This window comes from Pseudoalteromonas sp. SG45-5 (genome assembly GCF_014164085.1).
Lineage (GTDB): Bacteria > Pseudomonadota > Gammaproteobacteria > Enterobacterales > Alteromonadaceae > Pseudoalteromonas > Pseudoalteromonas aliena.
This window is the reverse complement of the sequence record NZ_JACJEM010000010.1, coordinates 21714-45065: the sequence shown is the minus strand read 5'-3', so window position 1 is coordinate 45065 and position 23352 is coordinate 21714. Positions and strand designations below refer to the sequence as shown.

Here is a 23352-nt window from a genome sequence, read left to right as displayed (position 1 = left end):
GCTAAAAAAATTCAGCAACACCTTAACTTAACTGGTGCAGAACTCCACGTATTGGTTATCGCTTAAGTCGCTTTTAAATTAACTTAGTCTTAATAAAACAACACACTACACATCACTCATCTAATTTTCTTTTTTACTGCCATATAAATGTATTAGTTAAAATTAAGTACCTAATAAATACAGCTATTCCTTGTAAGCAGTTAAACTGTTGATTATAGTCAGTGTTAAATGTAATAACGCTTAAGCCAATGCCAACTAAGATCTATTCAAAAGCCAAAATACTTATAGTCGAAGAGCAGCCGCTTGCTCAAAGCTATATGAAACAGTCGTTAGAAAGACTTGGCTTTCAACAATTGCGCTTTGCCGATCATGCAAAATCAGCAAAAGAGCAATGCTTAAGTGAAGAGTTTGATCTAATTGTTTGCTCGTTCAATTTAAGTAAACAACAAGATGGCTATCAGCTTTATGAAGAGCTTAGGGTAAAACGCTTAATAAAAAATTCGACTGGATTCATTTTTATTTCTGCAGAAACAACTGGCTCACTGGTGCATAGTGTACTTGAGTTGCAACCCGATGACTTTTTAGTAAAACCATTTACAGTACAAGAATTAAAAGTACGAATAGAGCGTGTTTTAAAGCGCAAACACGATTTACAAACTATTTATACTTTAATCGACGATGGTAATGATCCAAAAGCAATTACATATATAGATACTATTTTAAATAAAGAAAATAATAGCTACAGCCCCATTTTATTACGATTAAAAGGGGATGCACTGCTTCGCTTGAACAGCAAACAAGAAGCTAAAGATTTTTTTAAATCAGTACTTAATATTCAAAAGTTTGCTTGGGCAAAAGTTGGTTTAGTCGAGGCGCTTATAGCTAATAATGAGCACATTCTTGCCCAGCGTATGCTCAAAACTATGTTGGAGCGGCAAGAAACACGTTTAGTCGCTTTAGACTTGTTAGGCCAATTAGAAATAAAACTTAATCAATTCGAATTAGCACAAGAGTTTTTAAGTCAAGCCGTTAAAATTGCTCCGCGTAACATTTCACGCCAAAAATCGTTAAGTAATGTGTCGTTAATTAATCACGATTACGAAACCAATTATTTAACTCAAAAAGATATAGCAAGCTACGCAAAATACTCTATACACGACCACCCTAGTATCTATCTCAATGCAGCACGTGCAGGCATTGATTTTGCTCTAACAACGGATCAAACGGACCAAATACAACGAATTTCTAGGCAAACAAATCAATATATCAATGACTTAAAAAAGCTATTTCCTAATAGCAGTAATCAAGCTCAAATTGATGTGCTTAATGCCCGATTGCATTATTTAAAAGATGAGCATCAAAAAGCAAAAAAACTCATCGAGCAACTTGATGATGACGACGTTATTATTGGCTCAGTTGATAGTGCGCTTGATAAAGCAAAGGCATTTCATGAGTTAGGTTTTCACCAAAAAGCCCAAACACTTTTCACCCAAATAATTAATCATTGTGAGCAACACCCTAATCAAGAAGATATCACTTATTTACGGTACATCCAACAACAACAAAGTGAACGCCGTGATATAAAAATAGGGCCAAAAGAGCTAAACAATCATGCGGTTAATCAATTTAATAGAGGGCAGTTAAATACTGCTTTAGAGGCGTTTACGCAGGCATTTAGAGTCATGCCCCGCAATCCCAGCATTGCACTTAATTTATTACAATGCTTACTTGATTCAAATAAACAACTGGGCCGATCATTTAACCTTGAGCTTGCAAAAAAATGCTACGCTCTGCTTAGTAAAACTCAGCTACCAGCAGAGCAGATGCAGCGTTTAGATAAAATTTCGGATATTGCAAAAGAAATGAAATTAGAACTTGAAACAGACACTAAATCACAAAAGTAACAACGTTAAAGCTTTTTCATTGATGCTGCATTTACGCAGTATCGCAAACCTGTAGGCAATGGGCCATCAGGAAAAATATGCCCCAAATGTGCATCACACACGTTGCAAACAACTTCAATTCGCTCCATGCCATGGCTTATATCACTCACATAACCAATCGCTTCAATTGTGGCGGGTTGTGTAAACGAAGGCCAGCCCGTACCACTGTCAAATTTTTCGTCAGCATCAAAAAGTAGATTATCGCAACAAACACACGCGTATTTACCTGGCTCTAACAATGTGCAACTAGCTGAGCTATGCGGACGCTCTGTGCCTTTATTACGTGTTACGTAGTACGCATTCTCTGATAATTGCTCACGCCACTGAGCGTCCGTTTTAATCACTTTTTTACTTGGTGTAGGATTGCCGTTATTGGCAAAGTTAATAACATCATTCCACTTCAACATAATGACCTCATTGAATCGTTAATTAGCGGTACTTTTTAAATTTATAAAAAATATCGTTAAGTATTACGTTATTGATTAGAGTGGAGATCAGCCTAATCAAAGGTAATGGTTTGCTTTTCTGAATCGGTAAGTATTCGTTTAATAAAACTATCTAACTGTGCTTTTTTTACAGGTAGACTTACGCACAATTGGCGCTCGTTGTTGCTGTAGATCGTCAGCTCATCGTCTTTGCTGGTTATGCGTTCGATGCTTTTAATAACCAACCAGTTGGGGCCGTGTTTTTTATCAAAAAATCCCATCAAACTAAAGAGTAATAAATGTTGCGCATCTCGTTGGATAAAATGCTCTAAACGGTTTCTCGATTTAAAAAGCGGTGTGAGCCTATAAATACTTGAACAAAAAATAAATATCCATAAGCCAAATAGTACTTTAAACCACATAAACTCTAAAAGCTCAGTGCTAATCGTTAAAATAATAAGCACTAATCCTATTAGCGAAATCGTTATCGCTATTGTTTTATTTACAGCGTCCACAACCAGTCCTATTTAAGTAACTTTTTCTCTTCGGCTGCTTTTTCTGTTGGCTCAGGCCAATCGTTAAAAAAAACGGTTAAATAACGGCTCTTAACTAAATACCACAGCACCCATAAAACAATCATCATTTGTACTGCTAAAAATAATGAAAATCGATAATGACTATGTGCGGCTTGAATACTTAACCATGTTAAATCAACAACAGCACATAAAATAAGAGGCCAGCGCATATGCTGCCAAATTTTGGCTAACCTGTCGCTCGCACTGTGTGAGTCTCGCGGCCGCCGTAAACAAAATAAAATAGTCGGTATTATTGCAATACTACCAATCGTTATTGCGATAAAAAAATCATTTTTATTTTTAAAAAATAACGACATTAAATCCAGTTCAGGCCTGCGGCTTAAAGCCGCAATAACCCAAATGAAATAGCCGCGTAAGAGCACCAGCAAACTCAAATGAAATGCAATAGGAGTACGGTAACTCCCATACTTATCCCAGTATTCGGGTCCATATCGGCTCATAGTTGATTCTTTTTATCTGCAATCGTGCCAAGAATAAAAAATGCAACGATGAGTGTCACAGTCAGCCATTTTTTTCCAAAGAATAACAACCCTTTGGCTATTAAAGGGCTTAACCATACAACGATAAAACCAAAGCCAAAAGCGGTAATTAATACAAAGCACAAAACTCTAATCACAAAGTTATACCTGGTAACTGTGCTTTTTGTTAGCTTGATCACGTCATTGGCATATAACGACACTAAACACACCGTTAATAACATTGCGATATTATTTACGTAACCAAGCAGCCATTGCCCTGTGTCTAGTTGTAGTGTGTTCAAAAAATGTAAAATACTATCCATTATATTTTTCCAAAAGCGTTATTAGATCGTCTTCCGTTAGAATTTCTATCCCTAAATCTTGTGCTTTAGTTAATTTAGAGCCTGCTTTTTCGCCAGCGACTAACGCATCCGTTTTAGCCGAAACACTACCTGACACCTTAGCGCCAAGTTGTTGCAAACGTGCTTTTGCATCATTACGGTTAAGTGTATTAAGCGTGCCAGTAAGGACGTATATAAGCCCTGCAAGTGGCTGTTCGTCTTCAGACGGCGCACTTAGTGCAGGCCAATTTACACCTTGCTCTATAAGTGCGTTTACTACCGCTAAATTATGCTCTTCATCAAAAAAACCACGCACATGCGCTGCGACGATTTCACCTACATCACTTACTTGCGTTAGATTGTCAATGCTGGCATTTATTATATTTTCAAGGGTTAAAAAGTGATTAGCCAAATTTTGTGCCGTCGCCTCGCCCGCCTCACGAATACCCAGAGAATATAAAAACTTAGCAAGCGTAGTGCCTTTAGCCTCTTCAAGTGCTGTTACTAAGTTTTTAGCTGACTTAGGTCCCATACGTTCAAGCGACTCAAAATGCCCTTGCTTTAAAATAAACAAATCCGCAGGTGTTTTTATAAGTTCTCTATCTACCAGCTGATCAACAATTTTATCGCCAAGACCATCTATATCTAGTGCTTTTCGTGATGCAAAATGCTTAATCGCTTGCTTACGCTGTGCAGGACATACAAGTCCACCCGTACAACGGGCTACAGCTTCGCCTTCAACCTTTTCAACATGCGAATCGCAAATTGGACACGTCACTGGAAACTCAATATCTCTCGCGTCATCAGGGCGGTTTTCAAGCACCACTTGCGTTATTTGTGGGATTACATCTCCAGCACGGCGAATAATAACTGTATCACCTACTTTCACGCCTAAACGCGCAATTTCATCACTGTTATGCAATGTTGCATTTGATACGGTTACACCGCCGACAAAAACAGGCTCTAAACGTGCAACGGGCGTAATTGCCCCTGTGCGCCCGACTTGAAAATCAACATCAAGTAATTGAGTTATTTCCTCTTGCGCCGGAAACTTATACGCAATAGCCCAACGCGGAGCACGCGCTACAAAACCTAACCGCTCTTGTAAGGCCTTTTGATTTATTTTTATTACTACGCCATCTATTTCATATTTAAGCTCACCACGGCGCGTTAAAATATCGCTGTAATACGCAAGCGCGGCATTTGGACCTTCCACTAATTTTGTTTCTGGGCACAAAGGTAGTCCCCAATCAGTTAGCTTTTCTAATTGCTGATAATGATCCTCAGGAATGCTGCCATCAGCAACAAGCCCTGTGCTGTAGGCATAAAACATGAGTGGGCGTTTAGCGGTAATTTTAGAATCGAGTTGACGTAAACTACCAGCAGCTGCATTACGTGGGTTAACAAATACTTTTTCACCGCGTTTTTGCGCTTCAATATTCAATTTATCAAAGCCAGCGCTGTCCATAAATACTTCACCGCGCACTTCAAGCTCTTTTGGGTAATCGCCACGTAACTTAAGTGGTACATTACGAATGGTTTTAACATTTTGAGTAATGTTTTCGCCAGTAAAACCATCGCCTCGGGTCGCGGCCTGCACCAGCACACCATCGCGATAAATAATTGAAACAGCCAAACCATCGAGTTTTGGCTCACAACAAAAAGTAAGCTCATCAGCGCTCATTAAACGCTCTTTTATACGGCGATTGAACGCAATAAACTCTTCTTCACTAAAGGCGTTATCAAGCGATAACATAGGTACTTGGTGCGCGACTTGCTCAAATTTACTCAGTGCTGCACCGCCTACTTTTTGTGTGGGCGAGTCGGCAGTTAAAAATTCTGGGTGCTCGGTTTCCAATGCACTTAGTTCGCGTAACAACCTATCATACTCAGAATCAGGAATACTGGGGGTGTCGAGCACATAATAATTGTAATTGTGTTGCTCTAAAATAGTACGAAGATGATTAACTTGCTCACTAATGCTGCTAGACATTTAAACCTCAATAAACATAAAAAAAGCCACTTTGATGAGTCATCATCCAGTGGCTTACAAAAATATAATATATGCGCTATTTACGCTGAAAAAGAACGAACCTGTTCAACATACTGCCTGATGCGCTCTACGGTCATTTCTTCACGTTCTGCATCTAAAATTTGCGCACCAAACTCATCCGCTAACTTTTTAGCTGCACTGTGCAACATATTAAATGCCGCTAAGCCATCACCGTCGCACGGCAATGTCATAAATAAGCTAACCCCTGCGGTACTAAACTGTTCCATATTATCAATATCAAACGTACCTGGGTTGTACATATTTACTAATCTAAATAACACATGGCCTTGTCCTGCGGGATCGAGATGGCGATTAAAAAAGCCTTCCTCTGAGTATTTAAACCCTAACGTGTTAACGGCTGGCAATAATTTACTGCCCTGCATGCTAAGCCCTTCTGGCATTTGAATATGCACAATAACAAAGTCAGACATTTGAGCTGACGATTTTTCATCGCTTTGCTCTTTTGTTTCTAGGTCATCGACTATTTCTAGGTCATCTTCAATCGGCACTTCTGGCACACTTGTATCAATTTGCGGCTCATCTGCAGCAAAGTTAAGCTCACCAAATTGAGGTTCGTCACGTTCTTCTATCACAGGCTCCTTTGGCTCAGCCTCAGGACGAGAAGTATGCGATGACGCTGGTGCACTTTCTTGTAATGGTTCAACCCGTTCGTTATTTGACGCTTCAGGGCGATCTTTTTTTCTAACCGACCACAAACCATGCACTAACAAACCACCAATGACAATTACACTGATAACGATTAAAACCCATCTTAATTGTTCGGCCATCCCCTCACCTTTTATTATTTGATATGCCTAAAACCTGTATATTAATTAAAAACTAATACACGTGTTATAAAAATTTATGCATGTGCAAGTTGCACAGCTTGTTCTATATCTACAGCAACCATCCGCGATACGCCAGGTTCTGCCATAGTTACACCCGTTAATCTACCTGCCATTTCCATCGCAATTTTATTATGGCTAATATAAATAAACTGCACTGATTGTGACATTTCTTCAACCAAACGGCAAAAGCGAACAACGTTAGCATCATCCAATGGTGCATCTACTTCGTCCAGCATACAAAATGGCGCTGGATTGAGCCTGAATATAGAAAACACTAATGATAATGCGGTCAGCGCTTTTTCTCCACCACTTAACAAATGAATTGTTGAATTTTTCTTACCTGGCGGTCGCGCCATTATACTAACACCACTTTCGAGTAAATCATCACTGGTTAATGTTAAATACGCACTGCCACCACCAAAAACTTTAGGAAATAGTTCAGCAAAATCGTCATTAACCTGATCAAAGGTCTCTTTAAAGCGCGTTTTGGTCTCTCTATCAATTTTACCAATAGCACCTTCAAGCGTGCTTAACGCTTTTGTTAAATCATCTAATTGATTATCAAGATAATCACTTCGCGCTTTAGCTAAATCGAACTCTTCTATTGCCGCTAAATTTACCGCACCTAATTTATCCAACTGATTAGTAAATCCGGTTAACTGATTTTGTGCAGCGCTTAAACTTAGCGAATCTGGTAACTCATCAAGTATCGCTTTTAAGCTTTGTTTTAATTCTTCTAATGGCTCAAGCGCCACTTGTGCTTTTATCAGTAAACTTTGCTCTTCAATCGCTAACTTTTGATGCTGCTGTTGCAAGCCCACCAGCTCACCTTGTGAATTTTTAAGGCTCGCTTGCTTGGTGTTTAAACTTTCCTTCGCTTGAGCCAATTCTTTTTGCAGTGATACAAAAACCCGCTCACCTTTTTGATGCTGCCCCAAAAGCAGGGCTATTTTATCACTCAATTCTTGCTCTGGGATCAGCAACTCTTCTATTTCATTAAGTAGTTCTTGTGCGCCTTCAGAAGCACTAACGTGCTCTTGCTCTGCATGGCTCAATTTAGTTTGACTCAATTGCCATTCACTGCGCGATTTTTGCAGGGCAAGCGTTGCATTGTGTGCTTGCGTTTTATATTGCTCGAGCATGTTTAATGCTTGGCTATAATTTTTATCGCTTTGTGAATGTAGGCTATTTGCAGCGTCTACCTCCTTTTTTAAATTGAGTTGCTGCTCATTTAATACTTCATGTAGTTTGTTTTGCTCGCCAAGCACAGTATTTAATTGCAAAAGCTGAGTTATTAATTGCTGCTTTTGCTGCTGTAACTTTTCTAACTGTTGCAGATGCTGCGCTACTTGCTGTTTAAGCATGTCAGTGCGCGTACTGACGACGGCACTATTTTGCGCAAGCTCATGTATGGCTTCTTTTAGCTCACTTTGCTCGTTAATTAATTGCGCTTGCGCGAGTGTATATTTATCAAGAGTGAGCGTGACGTGATGTAGCTCGTCCTCGACATCAATTAACTGCTGAGTTTTATCTTGTAACTGCTTATGCTTTAAAAGCAATGAGTTGTCAGCATTACGATCGGCGCTTACATGCCAATTACGACCATGTAACGCACCGTTTTTATCCATAACGGCTGTATAAAAGCTATCATTTAATATTGTTAAATCACCGTTTTCGTTATAAGCAATACGCGTTAAATGATCTGGATACACGCCGCTTGTTATAAATACCGCTAAGCTATTTGTTGGCATGTGATCATCATGACTTGCCCACACGCTGTTGCTAGTTTGCTGCTCACTTACATTTAAATGCTCTAGCGATTTAAGTGCTTGCTCTATTAAAGGCTCAAAGCCTTCTTTAACACTTAGCTGATTAAACAATCCGTTAGTACGTTCAGTTTCTTCATCGAGTCCGAGAGTACTTTTAAGCCCTGTTATACTTGCTTTTAGCTCGTTTGCTTTTTGAGTGAGCAAAGAGTGCTGCTTTTGTGTGTCGTTAACATGTGTGTTTTGTAATTCAAGTTTAGCGCTACACTGTGTATGCGCAGTTTGTTTTGCGGCAAGCTGTTGAGTTAATATTTGTCTTTGCTGTATTTGCTGCGTTAATTGTTGCTCTACATCACTACTTTGTAGCTCGCTAAGCTGATCCTTTAGCTGATTAATTTGCTCGTTAACGTGGCTTATTTGCTGTTGAGTTTGTTTGATATGACCACTATGCAGTTGCGCATTAGTATTAAGCTGCTGCTGTTGCTCACTCAAAGCTTGCCAATGAGTACTGTACTGCTGCTTAAGTGCTAATAACTCTTTAAGCTCAAGCGTTAACTCGTTAACTTGCTCTTCGCACATTAAGGCATTTTCACTTGCCTCTTGCAGGATTTCATTTAGTTGCTCGCACACAATTTGCTGCTGCACTTTAACTTCAAGGCTATGTGTTTGGCGTTGCTGTAATTTAATTAAATTTTGCTTAAGCGTTTGAGTTTGTTGTTTTACGTTTATTTGTTGTTGCTCAGCGCGAGTAAGCTCGGTGTGTATTACATGTTGTTGATGCTGGGCATCGCTTAATTTATCTTGCTGGGTTTGTACTTGCCCTTCTAAGCTTGCAAGTACATCGTCATGCCCTGAATGAGCTGTTTCAAAAAACAAAATTTGATCATTAAGTTTATTAATTAGGGCGCTTTTTTCAAGTTGCAGCTGGTGTAACTTTTGCCATTTTAAAACCGCTATTTGCCCTTTTAATATACGTTCTTGCGCTTTTAACTCGCGGTATTTTTTTGCATCAACCGACTGCACAGCCAATTTATCTAACTGACTTTGCAGCTCTTTTCGCACATCTAACAGACGTTCAAGATTTTCGCGGGTGCTTTTAATACGAGTTTGTGTTTCGCGGCGGCGCTCTTTGTATTTTGATACACCGGCAGCTTCTTCTAAAAATACGCGCAGCTCTTGTGGTTTACTTTCTATTAAACGCGAGATCATACCTTGTTCAATAATCGCGTAACTACGCGGACCAAGGCCAGTACCTAAAAATATATCGGTAATATCACGTTTACGACATTTACTGCCATTTAAAAAGTACAGTGACTCTCCATCACGCGTTACTAAACGCTTAATCGCTATTTGGTTTCGATCGGCAAATGTATTTGAAGGACTACCACTATGGTTATCAAAAACCAGCTCTACAGAGGCTTGCGATATAGCTTTACGATTAGTGGAACCATTAAAAATAACGTCGGTCATGGCATCGCCACGCAGGTTTTTAGCAGAGCTTTCACCAAGCACCCATCGCACTGCGTCAATAACGTTTGATTTGCCACAGCCATTAGGGCCTACAACACACGTCATTTGATCAGGAAATGGAATTTTAGTGGGCTCTACAAACGATTTAAAGCCCGCTAATTTAATAGTGCTTAAGCGCATCTTGTTGTTATTACCAATTATTATTGTTATTGATTACAAACAATTTAACTCATAAACAGTTAAATTGTTAAGCTTGTCGTTTAAAATTATCTAAAATAATACCGGTTGCCATTGCAACATTAAGCGATTCTGCACCACCAAAAGCGGGGATGGTGATTTTATTACTAACAAGCGCGGAACAGTGCTGACGTATGCCATGTGACTCGCTGCCCATTAATAACACCCCTTTTCCTGCAAACTGACAATGATGGACATTCTCACCCTCTAAAAATGCACCATAAATTGGTACGTTTAAAGATGTTAAATAGCTGGGTAAATCAACTTGGCTTACCGATACACGTACGAAAGACCCCATTGTGGCGCTAATTGTTTTTGGGTTATACGGGTCGGCACTGTCAGTACTGGCAACAATATGTTTTATACCGTACCAATCAGCCACGCGAATGATGGTACCTAAATTACCAGGATCAGATACTCCATCTAAGGCTAATATTAAACTGTTTTCATCTGGTAATGCGGTGCTTGGCATATCAACAATTGCAATAGCCGCATTATTACTTACCAAAGTACTGGCCTTTGTTAGCTGCTCTTCATCTGCTGCAATAAAATGCGTATGAGGGTATGCGCTTTGGTTATTATCAATAAAGCTTTGCGTTGCAAATATATCGTTTACTTTTAATGGACTATTTAATAACTCCTGTACGTTTTTTTCGCCTTGTACGAGGTATTGATTAAATTGCTTGCGATACTTTTTTTGGCCAAGCTGGCGAATAAGTTTAAGTTGGTTTTTTGAAATCATGACAGCCCCATTAAATTATCTGCACAGTATACCAGAGGTGACTTAAAGTGCAGCCCTATAAACATTAAAAGCAATAAAAATAGCCTACTTACAATCAGCTAGCTAATTATAAAGATTGTTTTTTTTATCTAAAAAAGGTAAATTTACAAAAAACAACATGGATATATTTTTAAAATGGAACCAGTACACCCAACTTCACCTGACTCAAGCCAAACACCCTCCGCTATTTTTAGTGGTAAAGTACAATTTAACGGCAAAGCCGGCGAATTTTTTGGTATATGGAGTGTTAATATACTACTTAGTATTATTACTCTCGGAATTTACTCTGCATGGGCAAAAGTGCGCACCTACCGTTATTTTTACGGTCATACGCGTATCGACGGCCATAGCTTTGACTATCTAGCGACCCCGATACAAATTTTAAAAGGACGCATTTTAGCGGTCATCGCATTTTTAATTTACACCTTACTTAGCAGCCTCGCACCGGCGATAGGCCTTTTATTTGCTATTGGCTTTTTATTTTTATTGCCTTGGATCATTAACCAAGGTTTGCGCTTTAACATGCGTATGACCCGCCATCGTAATGTACGCTTTGCCTTTTCAGGTAATTACGGCGATGCATTTATTAACTTTGTTTTATTGCCTATTGCAAGTGTATTCACATTACACCTATTACTGCCGTATGTATTAAAGCGAATTGATCAATATATGCATGAAAATATAAGCTATGGAAATAAACCACTTACAGTAAATCTTCAGGGCGAACGCTATTACATCGCAGCACTTATTACCCTAGGAGTTGCAATAGGTGGCTTAGTTATTTTTGGCTTCTTTGCTGGTGCAAGTGCCTTAACTATCGATAACTTAAACACACAAAACTTTAGCCTTTCGACAATTGTAGTGCCGCTATTAATTGCTACGTTGTATGTTGCGTTTTTAACACTGGTAGGCGCTGTTTATCATTCGCTTATTAGAAATCATATTTTTAATAACAGTGAATTTACAGAAGTCGCTACCTTTGATTCGAACTTAAAAGCCATTGACTATGCCATCTTACTATTTACCAATGTACTGGCAATTATATTTACCTTAGGACTTGCCTACCCTTGGGCTAAAGTACGCAGAGCAAAGCTGTTAGCATCGGTTACTGAAGTCACTATTTATAGCGGCGCACTTTCGTTGATTGATGTTGCACAAAATGAGCAGTCATCATTTGCTGAAGAAGCTGCCAATGTGTTTGATATTGATATTTCACTCACCTAATGAGTAATTATCCTATTTTTGGCTGTTATTATTACCCTAATAGCAGCCAACATATTAAAAGCTATGCACACCTTTCCCATGAGCAAATAACGCTTGTTGACTCTGAGAATATGACGTTACTTGCATCAACTCTAGACGATTGCCAACTTGATAGCCCGTTACCTGGCATGGCGTCAGAGTTAAATTTTGTTGATGGTGGGCGATTTATTCCTCAAGATGTAGAATTTAGGTGGCCATTCGCGCTTAAAGAGCATGGACTCAGTGAACGCTTAGAAAAAAATAAGATTCTTATTGTTGCATCCGTGCTGCTAATTCCCCTATCGCTTTGGTTAATTTTATACCGCTTAATACCATCAGTAGCCGTTTATAGCGTTAACTTAGCACCTACCTCGACAATTGAAACGATGGGTGAGCACACGCTCAGTGTGATAGAAAAAGTCGCATTAGAGCCATCTCAACTTGCTGCTAAAAAGCAAACAGAAATACAGCAGCAATGGCGTTTAATGCTTAACTCGCTCAATTTAGACAGTGCAAAGTTTAGACTCTCTTTTTATCAGTCTGATTATTTTTCAGCTAATGCGTTTGCTCTTCCTAATGGGCGGGTTGTTGTGACTGACGAACTTGTTGAGCTATTAAAGAATGAACCTGATGCCCTGCGTGCTATTTTACTTCATGAAATTGGTCATGTTCAGCACCATCACAGCATTCGCCTTGCAGCACAAGCTGCAGCGAGCACCGTTGTCTTTGCAGTTATTTTTGGTGATTTAGAAGGGATATTAGAGGTCGTGCTTGGCTCTGGTTCATCTTTTTTACAACAAGCGTTTTCACGAGATATGGAACAAGAGGCCGATGAATATGCTATTAAAAATCTTTTAAAATTAGGATATTCTAACCACGATTTTGCTGATGCAATTGAAGCACTGGAAAATAATTTAAAAGCACAAGAAGGGAGCTATGATAATACTTGGTTAAAGTATTTATCAACGCACCCAAGTTCTCAAGAGCGAATAGAATATGCGAGGCAATATAAACCACAATGACCCCTGAACTAAATTTGCTCTTATTGGTTATCATTATGATAACGCTTGGCTACGGATTTATTTATCCGCGCTTTGCAGGCAGCAGCTTTAAAAAAGTATCGGTGCAAGATTTATTTGCAACAGGCATTACGCTATTAATTACATCTACTCTTTATTACAACTCAGGCGTGCAATTTAGCTGGTTAATATTTGAAGTTAATTGGTTTTGGTTTACTTTTTTAACTTACGTCGTAATCGAAATTCCGGTGTTTTTTATTTATGCTAAAAAGCACAATATGCAGTTTTAATAGTCTTTTATTTTCATACAAAAAAAGCGCCAAATTGGCGCTTTTTAAACTGCATTAACACATATTAATATTTATGCTTAAGTGCCCACAAATGCAGTAATTCACTGGCAATCGTTGCAGCGGCAATGGCGGTAAGCTCACTTTGGTCGTACGACGGGGATACTTCAACCACATCCATACCTACCATGTTTATGCCTTTTAGCGCACGCAGTACTTTAAGTACTTTATCTGACGTTAAACCACCGCACACAGGAGTGCCTGTACCAGGCGCAAACGCAGGGTCTAAACAATCTATATCAAACGTTAAGTAAACAGGTAGGTCACCTACTTGTTCAAGTATTTGCGCTGCAATATCATTTGCATGTAAATCGTTGGCTTGCATTGCATCAATCACAGCAAACTCATGTTTGCTTTGATCAAAGTCGGTACGAATACCTATTTGGATACTGTGCTCAACATCTATAAGCCCTTCCATTGGTGCATGATAAAACATAGTGCCATGATCAAATCGCGAGCCATTGCTGTAGGTATCGGTGTGCGCATCAAAATGCACTAACGCCATTTTGCCATGTATTTTTGCATGTGCACGTAATAGCGGAAGCGTCACAAAGTGATCCCCCCCTAAACCTAATAGCGTTTTACCTTGACGAAGTATTTGCTCAGCAGCCATTTCTAATTGCGCAGTAAAATACTCAGGGTCGCCAACAGGGTAAGTAAAGTCCCCTGCATCGGCCACTTTTAAGCGCTCAAACAACGGAAACGTCCACGGGTATTTAGTGTCTTCCCATGCTAAATGAACCGATGCACGACGAATTGCATCAGGGCCTAAGCGTGCACCTGGGCGACCCGATGTTGCTAAGTCAAACGGTAAGCCTAAAACCACTACGTCTGCATCAATTGCACTAATGTTTTGCACCATAGGACGACGTAAAAACGTCATCCCATTTGAGTACAATGAGTGATCTGCGTGACCAAACAAAGTTGACATTGCTTATAACTCTTCTAAATAAGTGTAGCCGTCTAGGCCGCTTTGCAACTCGTCTAAAACGCTTTGCTGTTCATTTTTTTCTATCTTTGCAGACACTAACTGTTCGTATGATTGCTGAAAACTTTCAACATCTAAATGTACATAGCGCATCATATCGGCAACAGTGTCACCTTGGTTTATTTCGGTAATACTTGCAACGCCTTGCTCATCCATATTAACAATGGCGCTGTGCGTATCGCCAAACAAGTTATGCATATCACCTAAAATTTCTTGATAAGCACCCACCAAGAAAAAACCCATTAAATAAGGTTTGTCAGCACTAAACTCTGGTACAGGTAATGTGCTTTCAATACCTTGTCCATCTACGTAATGCTCAAGTGCACCGTCTGAGTCACAGGTTATATCAAGTAATACAGCACGTTTTTTTGGTGCTTCAGTTAAGCCACTTAATGGCAGTACCGGAAACACTTGATCAATGCCCCATGCATCTGGAAGCGATTGAAATAACGAGAAGTTTACAAAAAACTTATCGGCTAAACGTACGTTTAACTCGTCAATAATAGGACGATGAAAACGGTTTTTATTATCCATGTGCTTGTTAAGTTCATAACAAATACGAATATTAATTTGCTCAGCCCATGCACGCTGCGATAAATCAAGTAAACCGAGTGCAAATTGGTTATGCGCTTCAGCTAAGTCACCTTGGCTGTCGTGATAAATTTCAATTAATGCACGGTCATCCGTTAAATCAGTTAACTGTACAAACGATGCCCACATATTTTTTAATAAAAGTGGTGCATCTGCCGCTGGCGCTACTAACTCTTCTGGCGTATAGCTTTCAGTACCAATAACATTGGAAATAAGCACAGCATGATGCGCTGTAAGCGCACGACCCGACTCAGAAATAATAGTCGGCATTGGTTGCTCATATTGCTTACATGTATCACCAATGGTGTACACAATGTTATTTGCATATTCAGCTAAGCTGTAATTCATAGAGTTATGCGACTGGCTACGTGTGCCGTCGTAATCAACAGCCAAACCGCCACCTACATCAAGGCAATCAATTTCTGCGCCTAATTTGCGTAACTCACAGTAAAAACGCGCAGCTTCGCTTACACCTAAACGTACGTCACGAATATTCGCCATTTGCGACCCTAAGTGAAAATGTACTAGCTGGAGTAAATCAAGCTGGTTTGCGTCTTTTAAACGATTAACTACATGCAAAACTTGCGATGCAGATAAACCAAATTTTGATTTTTCACCGCCACTCGCTTGCCATTTACCTTTGCCTTGCGACGCTAAACGTACGCGAATACCAATGCGTGGTTTTACGTTAAGCTCTTTTGCTTGGCTAAGTACCATGTCTAGCTCAGAGAGCTTTTCAAGTACGATATATACTTTATGACCTAGCTTTTCGCCAATCAGTGCTAAACGCACGTATTCTTTGTCTTTGTAGCCATTACATACAATAACGGCGCTGGTTTTTTCAGCCAATGCTAATACAGTTAGTAGTTCAGGCTTGCTGCCTGCTTCTAAACCAAGTTGCTTTTTTTCTACTTGTGCTTGGCTTGCTACTATTTCTTCAACCACTTCACGTTGTTGATTTACTTTTATTGGATAAACTAATAAGTAGTCTTTAGGGTAACCATAGTTTTCAATCGCAGTATTAAATGCGCCGCATAAGCTGTGTACACGATGGTGTAAAATCTGCGGAAAACGAACTAAAGCAGGTAAGCTTAAACCTTTATCTTGTAGTTGCTTTGCGATATCTGTTAATGCAATGGTTTGCTCTGGGGCATGAGCCTTGGGCGCCACATACACATCACCTTGATCATTAATACCAAAAAAACCTTGGCTCCAATGACGAACATTGTAGCTCGTACGAGCTTGTTCTAGTGATGTTGTTTCTTTCATTTATCTTTCTCTTTTATTTGATGAATGCCAATAGTGAGTATCGGCTGATTGCGCGCATTAAAAGAAAAATAGGGATTTAAGTCCAACAAGTATTTTTACTCGTAACGAGTAATTTTTAATATTAAAAAAACAATCAATAGCGTTCAGCTCGCTAGCACAGATAAAATAAGGTGTAGATAACTATTCGAGATGAAAAAAATTTACTAGAGGAGTCATTTTAAATACAGTCGACGGTGAATTTTATTAGTAAAAATGTGCAACTCGATTAGGTAAAATCAACCTTGGGTTACTTTGGTAATAGAGTCTGCTTTTGATGATTTAGAACCAACTATTCTCCACGCTTCATATTGCTCACTGTTTAGCCAAGTGATACCTATATATTCTTCAAAATGAATAAAATCTGTACTTCTAAAACGCTCAGTATTGCACCCACCAGCACCCATAGCCGTTCGGCACATATTAAACGTTAGGTATTGTCCATCGTACTGAAGCTGATTAGTTCTATTATACTGGCAGTTTGTAAATAATCGAGGTGGGACTTTTAGGATAATATTTGCCGTTTTTACGCCATTTTGGTTAATAACACGGGTAATTGACTCGCAGGGCTTTACGTAAAATTCATTATTACTAATAACTATATTGGGCGATAACGTTGACCACCAAAAGGCTTTGGCTGAAGATGTTTGGACTAGGGCTTTATCACTGCAGGCAACTAGCTGTATCATTTTAAGGTATAAGATTAAAAGCACCTCTTTACTATTTTTCATAATAACATTCATCATTTACTCAAAAAATAGGCGTGTTCTATTTAGTGAGTATAAGCTAACTACGCGTTTTTGGGTGCGAACATAATTATTGCCATACCAAGCAGTGCAACTAAACCACCGATAATATCCCACATAGTTAGCTTTACGCCATCAACAACCCATAACCATAATAGCGCAACGCAAATATACACGCCGCCATAAGCTGCATACACCCGCCCTGCGGCAGTAGGATGTAAAGATAGCAACCATGCAAACAGTGCAAGACTTAAAGCAGCAGGAATTAAAAGTAAAATGCTTTTATCTTGCTTAAGCCACAGATAAGGCAAATAGCAACCTACTATTTCTGCTAAGGCAGTAATTGTAAAAAGTACGATTATTTTTAATTCAAACATAATGCTCCGCGCTAAAATAAAAGCATAACAACCCATATGGGTTGTTATGCTTTATTACTCTTTGTTAATCTGCGCTTTTATTCACTAAGCGCCATTGTGGCAAGTTTCATTGTGCTTTCAAACGACTTAGTACCGGCTATAAATAAACCATTGTGACAGAACACAGCGTCGTCAATACCGGTTTCATCTACAAATGCTTGATCAGATAAACCTGACCATGCTTTAGGAAGCGGTTTTCTGTCTTCAAATGATCCTGGCTCAACGGGTACTGTTTGTAAGATCCATTGCCCAGAATGCGATGGGTAAACCATGTATAGCGCATCACTTGATAAAATATGGACTGTTTTTTTCCACGGTGTGTATTTTTCAAGCACGATAACTCTGGCGTCTTCTGCATTTTCAATTGCTTTAGCAACAATCTCTTTTGCATTTACACTTCCGTGGGCTGAGGCGATAAAACGAATGAGCATACGAGCTGCAAACTCAACAGCTTCATCAAAACAGGTATCAAAGTTACTTTCTTCTTCCCATGTAGGATTAAACATTGAGATTGTTTGGCTCAGGCTTATCCCTTTTGAGACACCTTCAACATGACCACAATCAATGGCGTCAATGGTTGAAACTAAGCCTGAATCAACTCTGTCGGCTACCGCTTGATTATCATCACACAGTGCTAAACCATATTTTTTCCACACTAAACCAAACGATGAAAAAGGAATGCCATTTTCTCGCTCCCCTGCACCACCGCGTTGGTGATGATCAAAGCGATTAGTTTGAGGGTCGTATTCGCCACCTACATCAATTACAAAGTCGGCACTTTCTATCAGTGTTTTATCGCGAGTACGTACCAGTTTAAATGTTGGCAAAACATGTTTGAGTACTGCAATACTAAAAACGTCATCTGCATGAAAATTACCATTGTGAGTTACTACTGTTATATCTGTCATTGATTTAGTGTCATCTTTAGAAAGGATAAGAAAGTCTCGCTATTTAAACGTTATGATTTGAAGGTTTGATGATAAAAATTACAAGGCGGATTTTATACGAAGCGCACTAAAAAAAACAGCAAACAGTTCTGCACAGTCTGTTGAACATCATTTTAATAAAAGGAGGAAGGAAGTGTGAGGACGCTGAAAGCTAAATGCAGATCTAAATCAGTTCAAACGCTAATACGCTTCATCCTCACAATATACATTAACAATCAATTCATCATCAACATTGTGCGAAACTAAAAAATTTATAGGCTTGCAACATACTTGGCAATCTTCAATGTACTGCTCATTTAAATCCGATGCATCAATTAAAATATCGATTGCTTCACCGCAATAAGGACACTCTATTGTCCTTTCTGTTAATTGGTTCATTTTAATGCCTTATGAGAATTAACTATCTAATAAACCAGAACTCTGGATAATAAATCTATCTCGAGCAGCTATTTTCAGCGCTAACCACGTTGAATTTACTTGCAATAGGCCAGCTATTGACGCGTAAGTTCGCCTTGTTTTCACTGAAAAGCTCTGGCTAGAGAAAATAAATTTAAATATCACCATAATTCAATGCGTTAGTAAATATCTTAACCCGAGTTCAGGTTAATAAATATATTTGGGTAAATTATACCCTTTGTATTAAATTAGTGATCTATTGTAGCGATAGAATAACCATGCTTTTAATAAAATTGGTATTATAATGTCTTTTCAAAGTGCTCTTTGTGCCATTGCAAATAATGATTGTGAGACATGGGCTTTGCAATTAAATAACCTTGAATTGAGTCAATATTCATTATTTTAAGCATTTCATATTGCGCTAATTGTTCAACACCTTCAGCCACCACCGATAAATTTAAGCTTTTACCTAAATTTATAATTGTTTGTACAATGCTAAAGCCTGTGCCGTTATCTAAAATCTTATCAATAAAGCTTTTATCTATTTTTAATTCTTTGACCGGAAAAGCGCTTAAGTGCGTTAAACAAGAATAACCGGTACCAAAGTCATCGATAGAAAACATAAATCCTTTATCTTTTAGCTCTTCCATTTGATAAATCATACTGTCTATATCACCAGATAACATTGACTCGGTGATTTCTAACTTAATCTGTGTTGGCTGCACTTTAAAATGAGTGATTGCTTTGAGCAACTCACTTTTTAAAGTGGACGAATTAAATTGGCATTGGCTTATATTAATAGAGATACAAAATGATTCATTAATGATTTTATTGCTATTCAATTCATTAATTAGAATACATATATCGCGAAGTACAATATTTTGTAACTTTTGAATCAGCCCGTATTGCTCTGCTATCGGAATAAACTCATTGGGCGCTATTAACCCTTTATTCGGGTGATCCCATCTAATAAGTGCCTCGGCCCCAACAATGTGTCCTGTGGCATTTATTTGAGGTTGAAAATACGCACAAAATTCATCACACGCTATCGCTCTTACAATGTCTGTTTCAAGTTCAGCTTGATTCTCTAGTAAGGTTTGCAGCGCCGGATCATAAAAACTACAGCTGTTGCCTCCTTTCATTTTAGAGCGGTACATAGCTGTATCAGCAAACTTTAATATATTGTCAGGAATTAAATTTATATCATCAATTAAGCAAATACCAATGCTACAACTCACCTGAAATGCTAAATTGCCAACTTCAAACTTCTCATTGAATACGCCTTGTAGTTTTTTTGCAATATTTTCTGATTCTACATTAGCGTGATTTTCATTTTCACCAACGTGCTCTAATAAAACAATGAATTCATCCCCTCCGACTCGTGCTAATGTACCTGAATTATTTAAAACGGCGCTAAGCCGATTCGCCAATTCAATTAACACTTCATCACCTGCACTATGTCCTAGCGAATCATTAATTCTTTTAAAATTATCTAAATCTAAAAATAATAAAGCCGCCGTTTTATGAGTGTGTTTTATTTTTTCTACACATATAGCGAGTTTATCACTTAGCATTCGTCTATTGGGTAGGCCCGTAAGTGCATCAAAAAAGGCGAGCTTTTCGATTTCTTTTTCTGCATTTTTACGGATCGAAATATCTCTAGCCATCCAAACAACATGCCTCTGCGATGGATTATTTGGGTGATAATGATCTAAAGGAGCTGTTCGTCCTTCAAAAGTAATTTTACCTTTTTGGGTTTCAAGTTCATATTCAAAAAACTGAACATCGTTTGTTGCTAATGTTTGCGTAATCACATCCATAACCAACAATGCCTCTCTTTCAGGAAGCGCGTCACTCACCTTTTTATTAATTATTTCCCTTGGTGATTTACACAATAAATCGTTAGAGGAACCATAAATGTCAGTGTATTCACCTTCTTCGCTTAAAATTAAAATCAAATCAGGCATAACTTTAGTGAATGCTTTAAATTTTTCATTACTTTGCTGTAGATCAGCTATCAGTTTTTTAGCATTGAGCGATTCAATATGTTTTTCTAATGCAATACTTGAAAAGTGTACAAAATAATCAATTAACTCTAAATCTTGAACTGATGGTGACTTGGCTATCCCATGATAAATAGCAAAAGTGCCTAAAATCTTTGATTGTGTTGAAATAATAGGTGTTGACCAACATGACTTCAAACCAAAACCCAAAGCGAGCTCTTTAAATTCTAGCCAAAGAGGAGAAGCTGAGATGTCTTCAACAATGACACGACGATTAGAATAAGCGGCAGTACCACATGATCCCATGTTAGGACCTATCGCAATTCCATTTATAGCTTGGCAATATTTTTCGTCAATATTGGGGGCGGCACAATGAAAAAGTTGCCCATCTTTTAACGATAGAATTGAGCACTTAGCTGATTCATCTTCAATAATTTCTTCAATAGATAAACAAATGTCATTAAGAATATCATTTAGGGGAGTGCCTAATGCAATTTTAGACAAGATACCTTGTTGGTGAGATAGTAATCTTCTTAACCTAGTTGTATCCATATTCCACCATACGTATTAATTATTTTTATTCTTGATTTATAATATGTTAATTAAAGATTCACACTAGAGCTAAAGCGGTTCACCCTCAATTATTTAATGTAGCTGCCATAACCTGTAAGTATAGTCATGATTTATGAGGTTTTTTAATTCCCACGAATTAAATTAAGTTAATAATATACATATTGTTAATTATTGATATTAAAATATACCTTTATGGGTACGTGATACAATTTAACAAGATGAGGTAAATTTAATACAGAAAAATACGTTCAGCGCTTATTGACTCAGTCCTAGTTCCATAAATACGCTTTGTGGGTTGTCTTGATAAGCTCCAAAACTGCTACATTGCTTAAAACCAAGGTTTTCGTATAACTTTATTGACTTAATTTGTTTAGGTCCAGTTTCTAACCTTATCAGCGGAATTTGTTCTTCGCCCGCATGATGCAATAAAATCTGCATAATTCGGCGAGACAATCCCCGCCCACGGTAGCTAGGATTTACATAAAGTCGTCGGATCTCACCGTAAGCAACTTCATCAAACTGCTTAACAATGGCCCCACATGCAATAATTCCATCTTCATTCTTTAATCCAATAGCATAAACATTTGCATCATTGAGCTCGCCAACGGTAAGCGATTGTGCTGTTGCAACAGGGTACAAAGAATTTATAAGTCGGTCGATATCAGAAAAAACATTAATCACATCCTGGTCATTTGGGTTTAAATCGACTAACTGCATAGAGAAAATCTCAATTTTATTTAAAAATATGTTAGCAAACTATACCGAATTGTAATAAATGAACAACCTTGTTTAGTTTATTTATCATTGATTTGAATATTTACTTGAGATTACTTCGACATAGCGAAATGGCAAACCTGTTCGCATCCGATAGAGTATTCCTTCCACCGTTATTCGATGTGCAGGCTTATTATAAATTCTCCCTGAACTTAACATTGCTTTGTACAGGACTTCCCAACGTTCATCTGTTAACATTAGTCTTGGCATAGTGAGTCGCTATTTTTTGTTTTTGGCGAAGTAAATTATACCTGCTCACTATGCTGTTTAAAAAGTATACTTGAAAGATCAACAGCCCCTAGTAATCAAAGTATTTTCTATGCTCTACACCGGCCAAATTAGAGTTAATTTTATTTGGGTGTTTATATTCCTTCCAATTCGCAACCTGGCGACCAACATTTAATTTAGGAAAATCAGTGTCTCCTTCTACTGTTTTACCTAAAAATTGTTTTAATTTGAGTAAACTATTGGGTTCACTAACGTCAATGGCTAAAAAATCATTACGGTCTTTAAAATAGGTGAAAACAGCACGTTCGTGGTTTAAATAACACTCAGCTAATGCATTGTGGGTTAAAGGCAATGTTGCCGGAAATAAAGAATGAAAACTACGTTTGAGAATAGGATTAAATTTACCTGTTTTTGGCTCCAAATGCGGGGCCATTTTCTGAAGTAGCATGGTGATTGAAGGAACCCATTTATCTACGTCTCGACTTAGATAAATAAATTTTGCGCCCGGAAATAACGTATCTAAATGCATATAATCACTGAAACAAGGCGCATCTGATACAACATCTGCCATCTCGAATGCTTTTTTGGTAAACGCGGTGTGCGCTACTAACAACCCCATTTCTAACAAGGCTACACTAATACTGGTAGTACCGGTTCTTGGCAAACCAATGATAAATATTTTAGACATCAAACGTTACTCGTTTTAAAACAGCAGCATATTATTACATGTTTGCCATACGACCATAAATAAATTAACAACGATTGTTGTAAATTGATAAGTATCAATGAAGCAGCCAGAGTTCAGATTATTTAACTTTATTACTTTGTATCTTAATACGTAAAATTAAACACTTTGTTA

The 23352-nt window shown here is 38.2% G+C and carries 21 protein-coding genes and 1 pseudogene; 4 read left to right on the top strand and 18 right to left on the bottom strand.

The window, feature by feature from the left end; genetic code table 11:
• Positions 1–248: 248 nt before the first annotated feature.
• Positions 249–1904 carry a tetratricopeptide repeat-containing response regulator gene (locus H5119_RS04675; RefSeq protein WP_138585829.1) on the top strand — a complete coding sequence of 552 codons (1656 nt, stop codon included), beginning with the start codon at positions 249–251 and terminating at the stop codon, positions 1902–1904.
• Between the two features lie 5 nt (positions 1905–1909).
• Here the strand turns inward: H5119_RS04675 and msrB are convergent, their stop codons facing one another.
• From msrB to H5119_RS04635, 8 genes are all read right to left on the bottom strand, one after another.
• Positions 1910–2350 (bottom strand): peptide-methionine (R)-S-oxide reductase MsrB, encoded by a 441-nt coding sequence (gene msrB / locus H5119_RS04670; RefSeq protein ID WP_182701382.1) that lies wholly within the window; start codon positions 2348–2350, stop codon positions 1910–1912.
• 92 nt (positions 2351–2442) lie between these two features.
• Entirely contained in the window at positions 2443–2883 is a 441-nt protein-coding gene (locus H5119_RS04665; RefSeq protein WP_182701381.1) for a hypothetical protein, read from the bottom strand.
• An 8-nt stretch (positions 2884–2891) separates the two neighbouring features.
• Entirely contained in the window at positions 2892–3404 is a 513-nt protein-coding gene (locus tag H5119_RS04660) for a DUF2919 domain-containing protein (protein ID WP_138585826.1), read from the bottom strand.
• Positions 3401–3745: a DUF3392 family protein gene (locus tag H5119_RS04655; RefSeq protein WP_182701380.1), complete on the bottom strand. Its 345-nt coding sequence runs from the start codon at positions 3743–3745 to the stop codon at positions 3401–3403. Before H5119_RS04655 ends, H5119_RS04660 begins: the two co-directional genes overlap by 4 nt.
• Entirely contained in the window at positions 3738–5756 is a 2019-nt protein-coding gene (ligA, locus tag H5119_RS04650) for an NAD-dependent DNA ligase LigA (protein ID WP_182701379.1), read from the bottom strand. The genes H5119_RS04655 and ligA overlap by 8 nt, the downstream gene beginning before the upstream one ends.
• An 80-nt stretch (positions 5757–5836) precedes the next feature.
• Positions 5837–6604, bottom strand: coding sequence for a cell division protein ZipA (gene zipA, locus H5119_RS04645; protein ID WP_182701378.1), 768 nt, complete (start codon positions 6602–6604; stop codon positions 5837–5839).
• A gap of 74 nt (positions 6605–6678) precedes the next feature.
• Positions 6679–10080, bottom strand: coding sequence for a chromosome segregation SMC family protein (locus H5119_RS04640; RefSeq protein WP_182701377.1), 3402 nt, complete (start codon positions 10078–10080; stop codon positions 6679–6681).
• Between the two features lie 67 nt (positions 10081–10147).
• Positions 10148–10879: an RNA methyltransferase gene (locus H5119_RS04635; protein WP_182701376.1), complete on the bottom strand. Its 732-nt coding sequence runs from the start codon at positions 10877–10879 to the stop codon at positions 10148–10150.
• 174 nt (positions 10880–11053) lie between these two features.
• Between H5119_RS04635 and H5119_RS04630 the strand changes: the two genes are divergently transcribed.
• The 3 genes from H5119_RS04630 to H5119_RS04620 are packed head-to-tail and all read left to right on the top strand — an operon-like array spanning position 11054 to position 13469.
• Complete coding sequence (locus tag H5119_RS04630; RefSeq protein WP_182701375.1) at positions 11054–12142, top strand: YjgN family protein; 1089 nt, start codon at positions 11054–11056, stop codon at positions 12140–12142.
• On the top strand, positions 12142–13182 hold the full coding sequence (locus tag H5119_RS04625; RefSeq protein ID WP_182701374.1) for a M48 family metallopeptidase: 1041 nt from the start codon (positions 12142–12144) through the stop codon (positions 13180–13182). The genes H5119_RS04630 and H5119_RS04625 overlap by 1 nt, the downstream gene beginning before the upstream one ends.
• A gap of 35 nt (positions 13183–13217) precedes the next feature.
• Positions 13218–13469, top strand: coding sequence for a hypothetical protein (locus tag H5119_RS04620; RefSeq protein ID WP_259398938.1), 252 nt, complete (start codon positions 13218–13220; stop codon positions 13467–13469).
• Between the two features lie 64 nt (positions 13470–13533).
• Here the strand turns inward: H5119_RS04620 and speB are convergent, their stop codons facing one another.
• The 10 genes and pseudogenes from speB to H5119_RS04570 form a co-directional block, all read right to left on the bottom strand.
• The gene (gene speB, locus H5119_RS04615) at positions 13534–14457 is read right to left on the bottom strand and encodes an agmatinase (protein ID WP_182701372.1); all 924 of its coding nucleotides are present in this window, start codon (positions 14455–14457) and stop codon (positions 13534–13536) included.
• 3 nt (positions 14458–14460) lie between these two features.
• Entirely contained in the window at positions 14461–16374 is a 1914-nt protein-coding gene (gene speA, locus H5119_RS04610; protein ID WP_077538350.1) for a biosynthetic arginine decarboxylase, read from the bottom strand.
• Positions 16375–16649: 275 nt separating this feature from the next.
• Positions 16650–17141 carry a hypothetical protein gene (locus H5119_RS04605; RefSeq protein ID WP_182701371.1) on the bottom strand — a complete coding sequence of 164 codons (492 nt, stop codon included), beginning with the start codon at positions 17139–17141 and terminating at the stop codon, positions 16650–16652.
• Positions 17142–17200: 59 nt separating this feature from the next.
• Positions 17201–17533 (bottom strand): YnfA family protein, encoded by a 333-nt coding sequence (locus tag H5119_RS04600; RefSeq protein WP_182701370.1) that lies wholly within the window; start codon positions 17531–17533, stop codon positions 17201–17203.
• A gap of 77 nt (positions 17534–17610) precedes the next feature.
• On the bottom strand, positions 17611–18480 hold the full coding sequence (locus H5119_RS04595) for an MYG1 family protein (protein WP_138585815.1): 870 nt from the start codon (positions 18478–18480) through the stop codon (positions 17611–17613).
• Between the two features lie 219 nt (positions 18481–18699).
• Positions 18700–18897 carry a CPXCG motif-containing cysteine-rich protein gene (locus H5119_RS04590; RefSeq protein WP_182701369.1) on the bottom strand — a complete coding sequence of 66 codons (198 nt, stop codon included), beginning with the start codon at positions 18895–18897 and terminating at the stop codon, positions 18700–18702.
• Between the two features lie 317 nt (positions 18898–19214).
• Positions 19215–21470 (bottom strand): EAL domain-containing protein, encoded by a 2256-nt coding sequence (locus H5119_RS04585; protein WP_182701368.1) that lies wholly within the window; start codon positions 21468–21470, stop codon positions 19215–19217.
• A gap of 276 nt (positions 21471–21746) precedes the next feature.
• Positions 21747–22208, bottom strand: coding sequence for a GNAT family N-acetyltransferase (locus tag H5119_RS04580; RefSeq protein WP_182701367.1), 462 nt, complete (start codon positions 22206–22208; stop codon positions 21747–21749).
• Between the two features lie 123 nt (positions 22209–22331).
• Positions 22332–22475: pseudogene (locus H5119_RS04575) on the bottom strand (IS5/IS1182 family transposase); the annotation flags it as partial.
• An 88-nt stretch (positions 22476–22563) separates the two neighbouring features.
• The gene (locus H5119_RS04570; protein ID WP_182701366.1) at positions 22564–23181 is read right to left on the bottom strand and encodes a sulfotransferase; all 618 of its coding nucleotides are present in this window, start codon (positions 23179–23181) and stop codon (positions 22564–22566) included.
• Positions 23182–23352 lie beyond the last annotated feature (171 nt).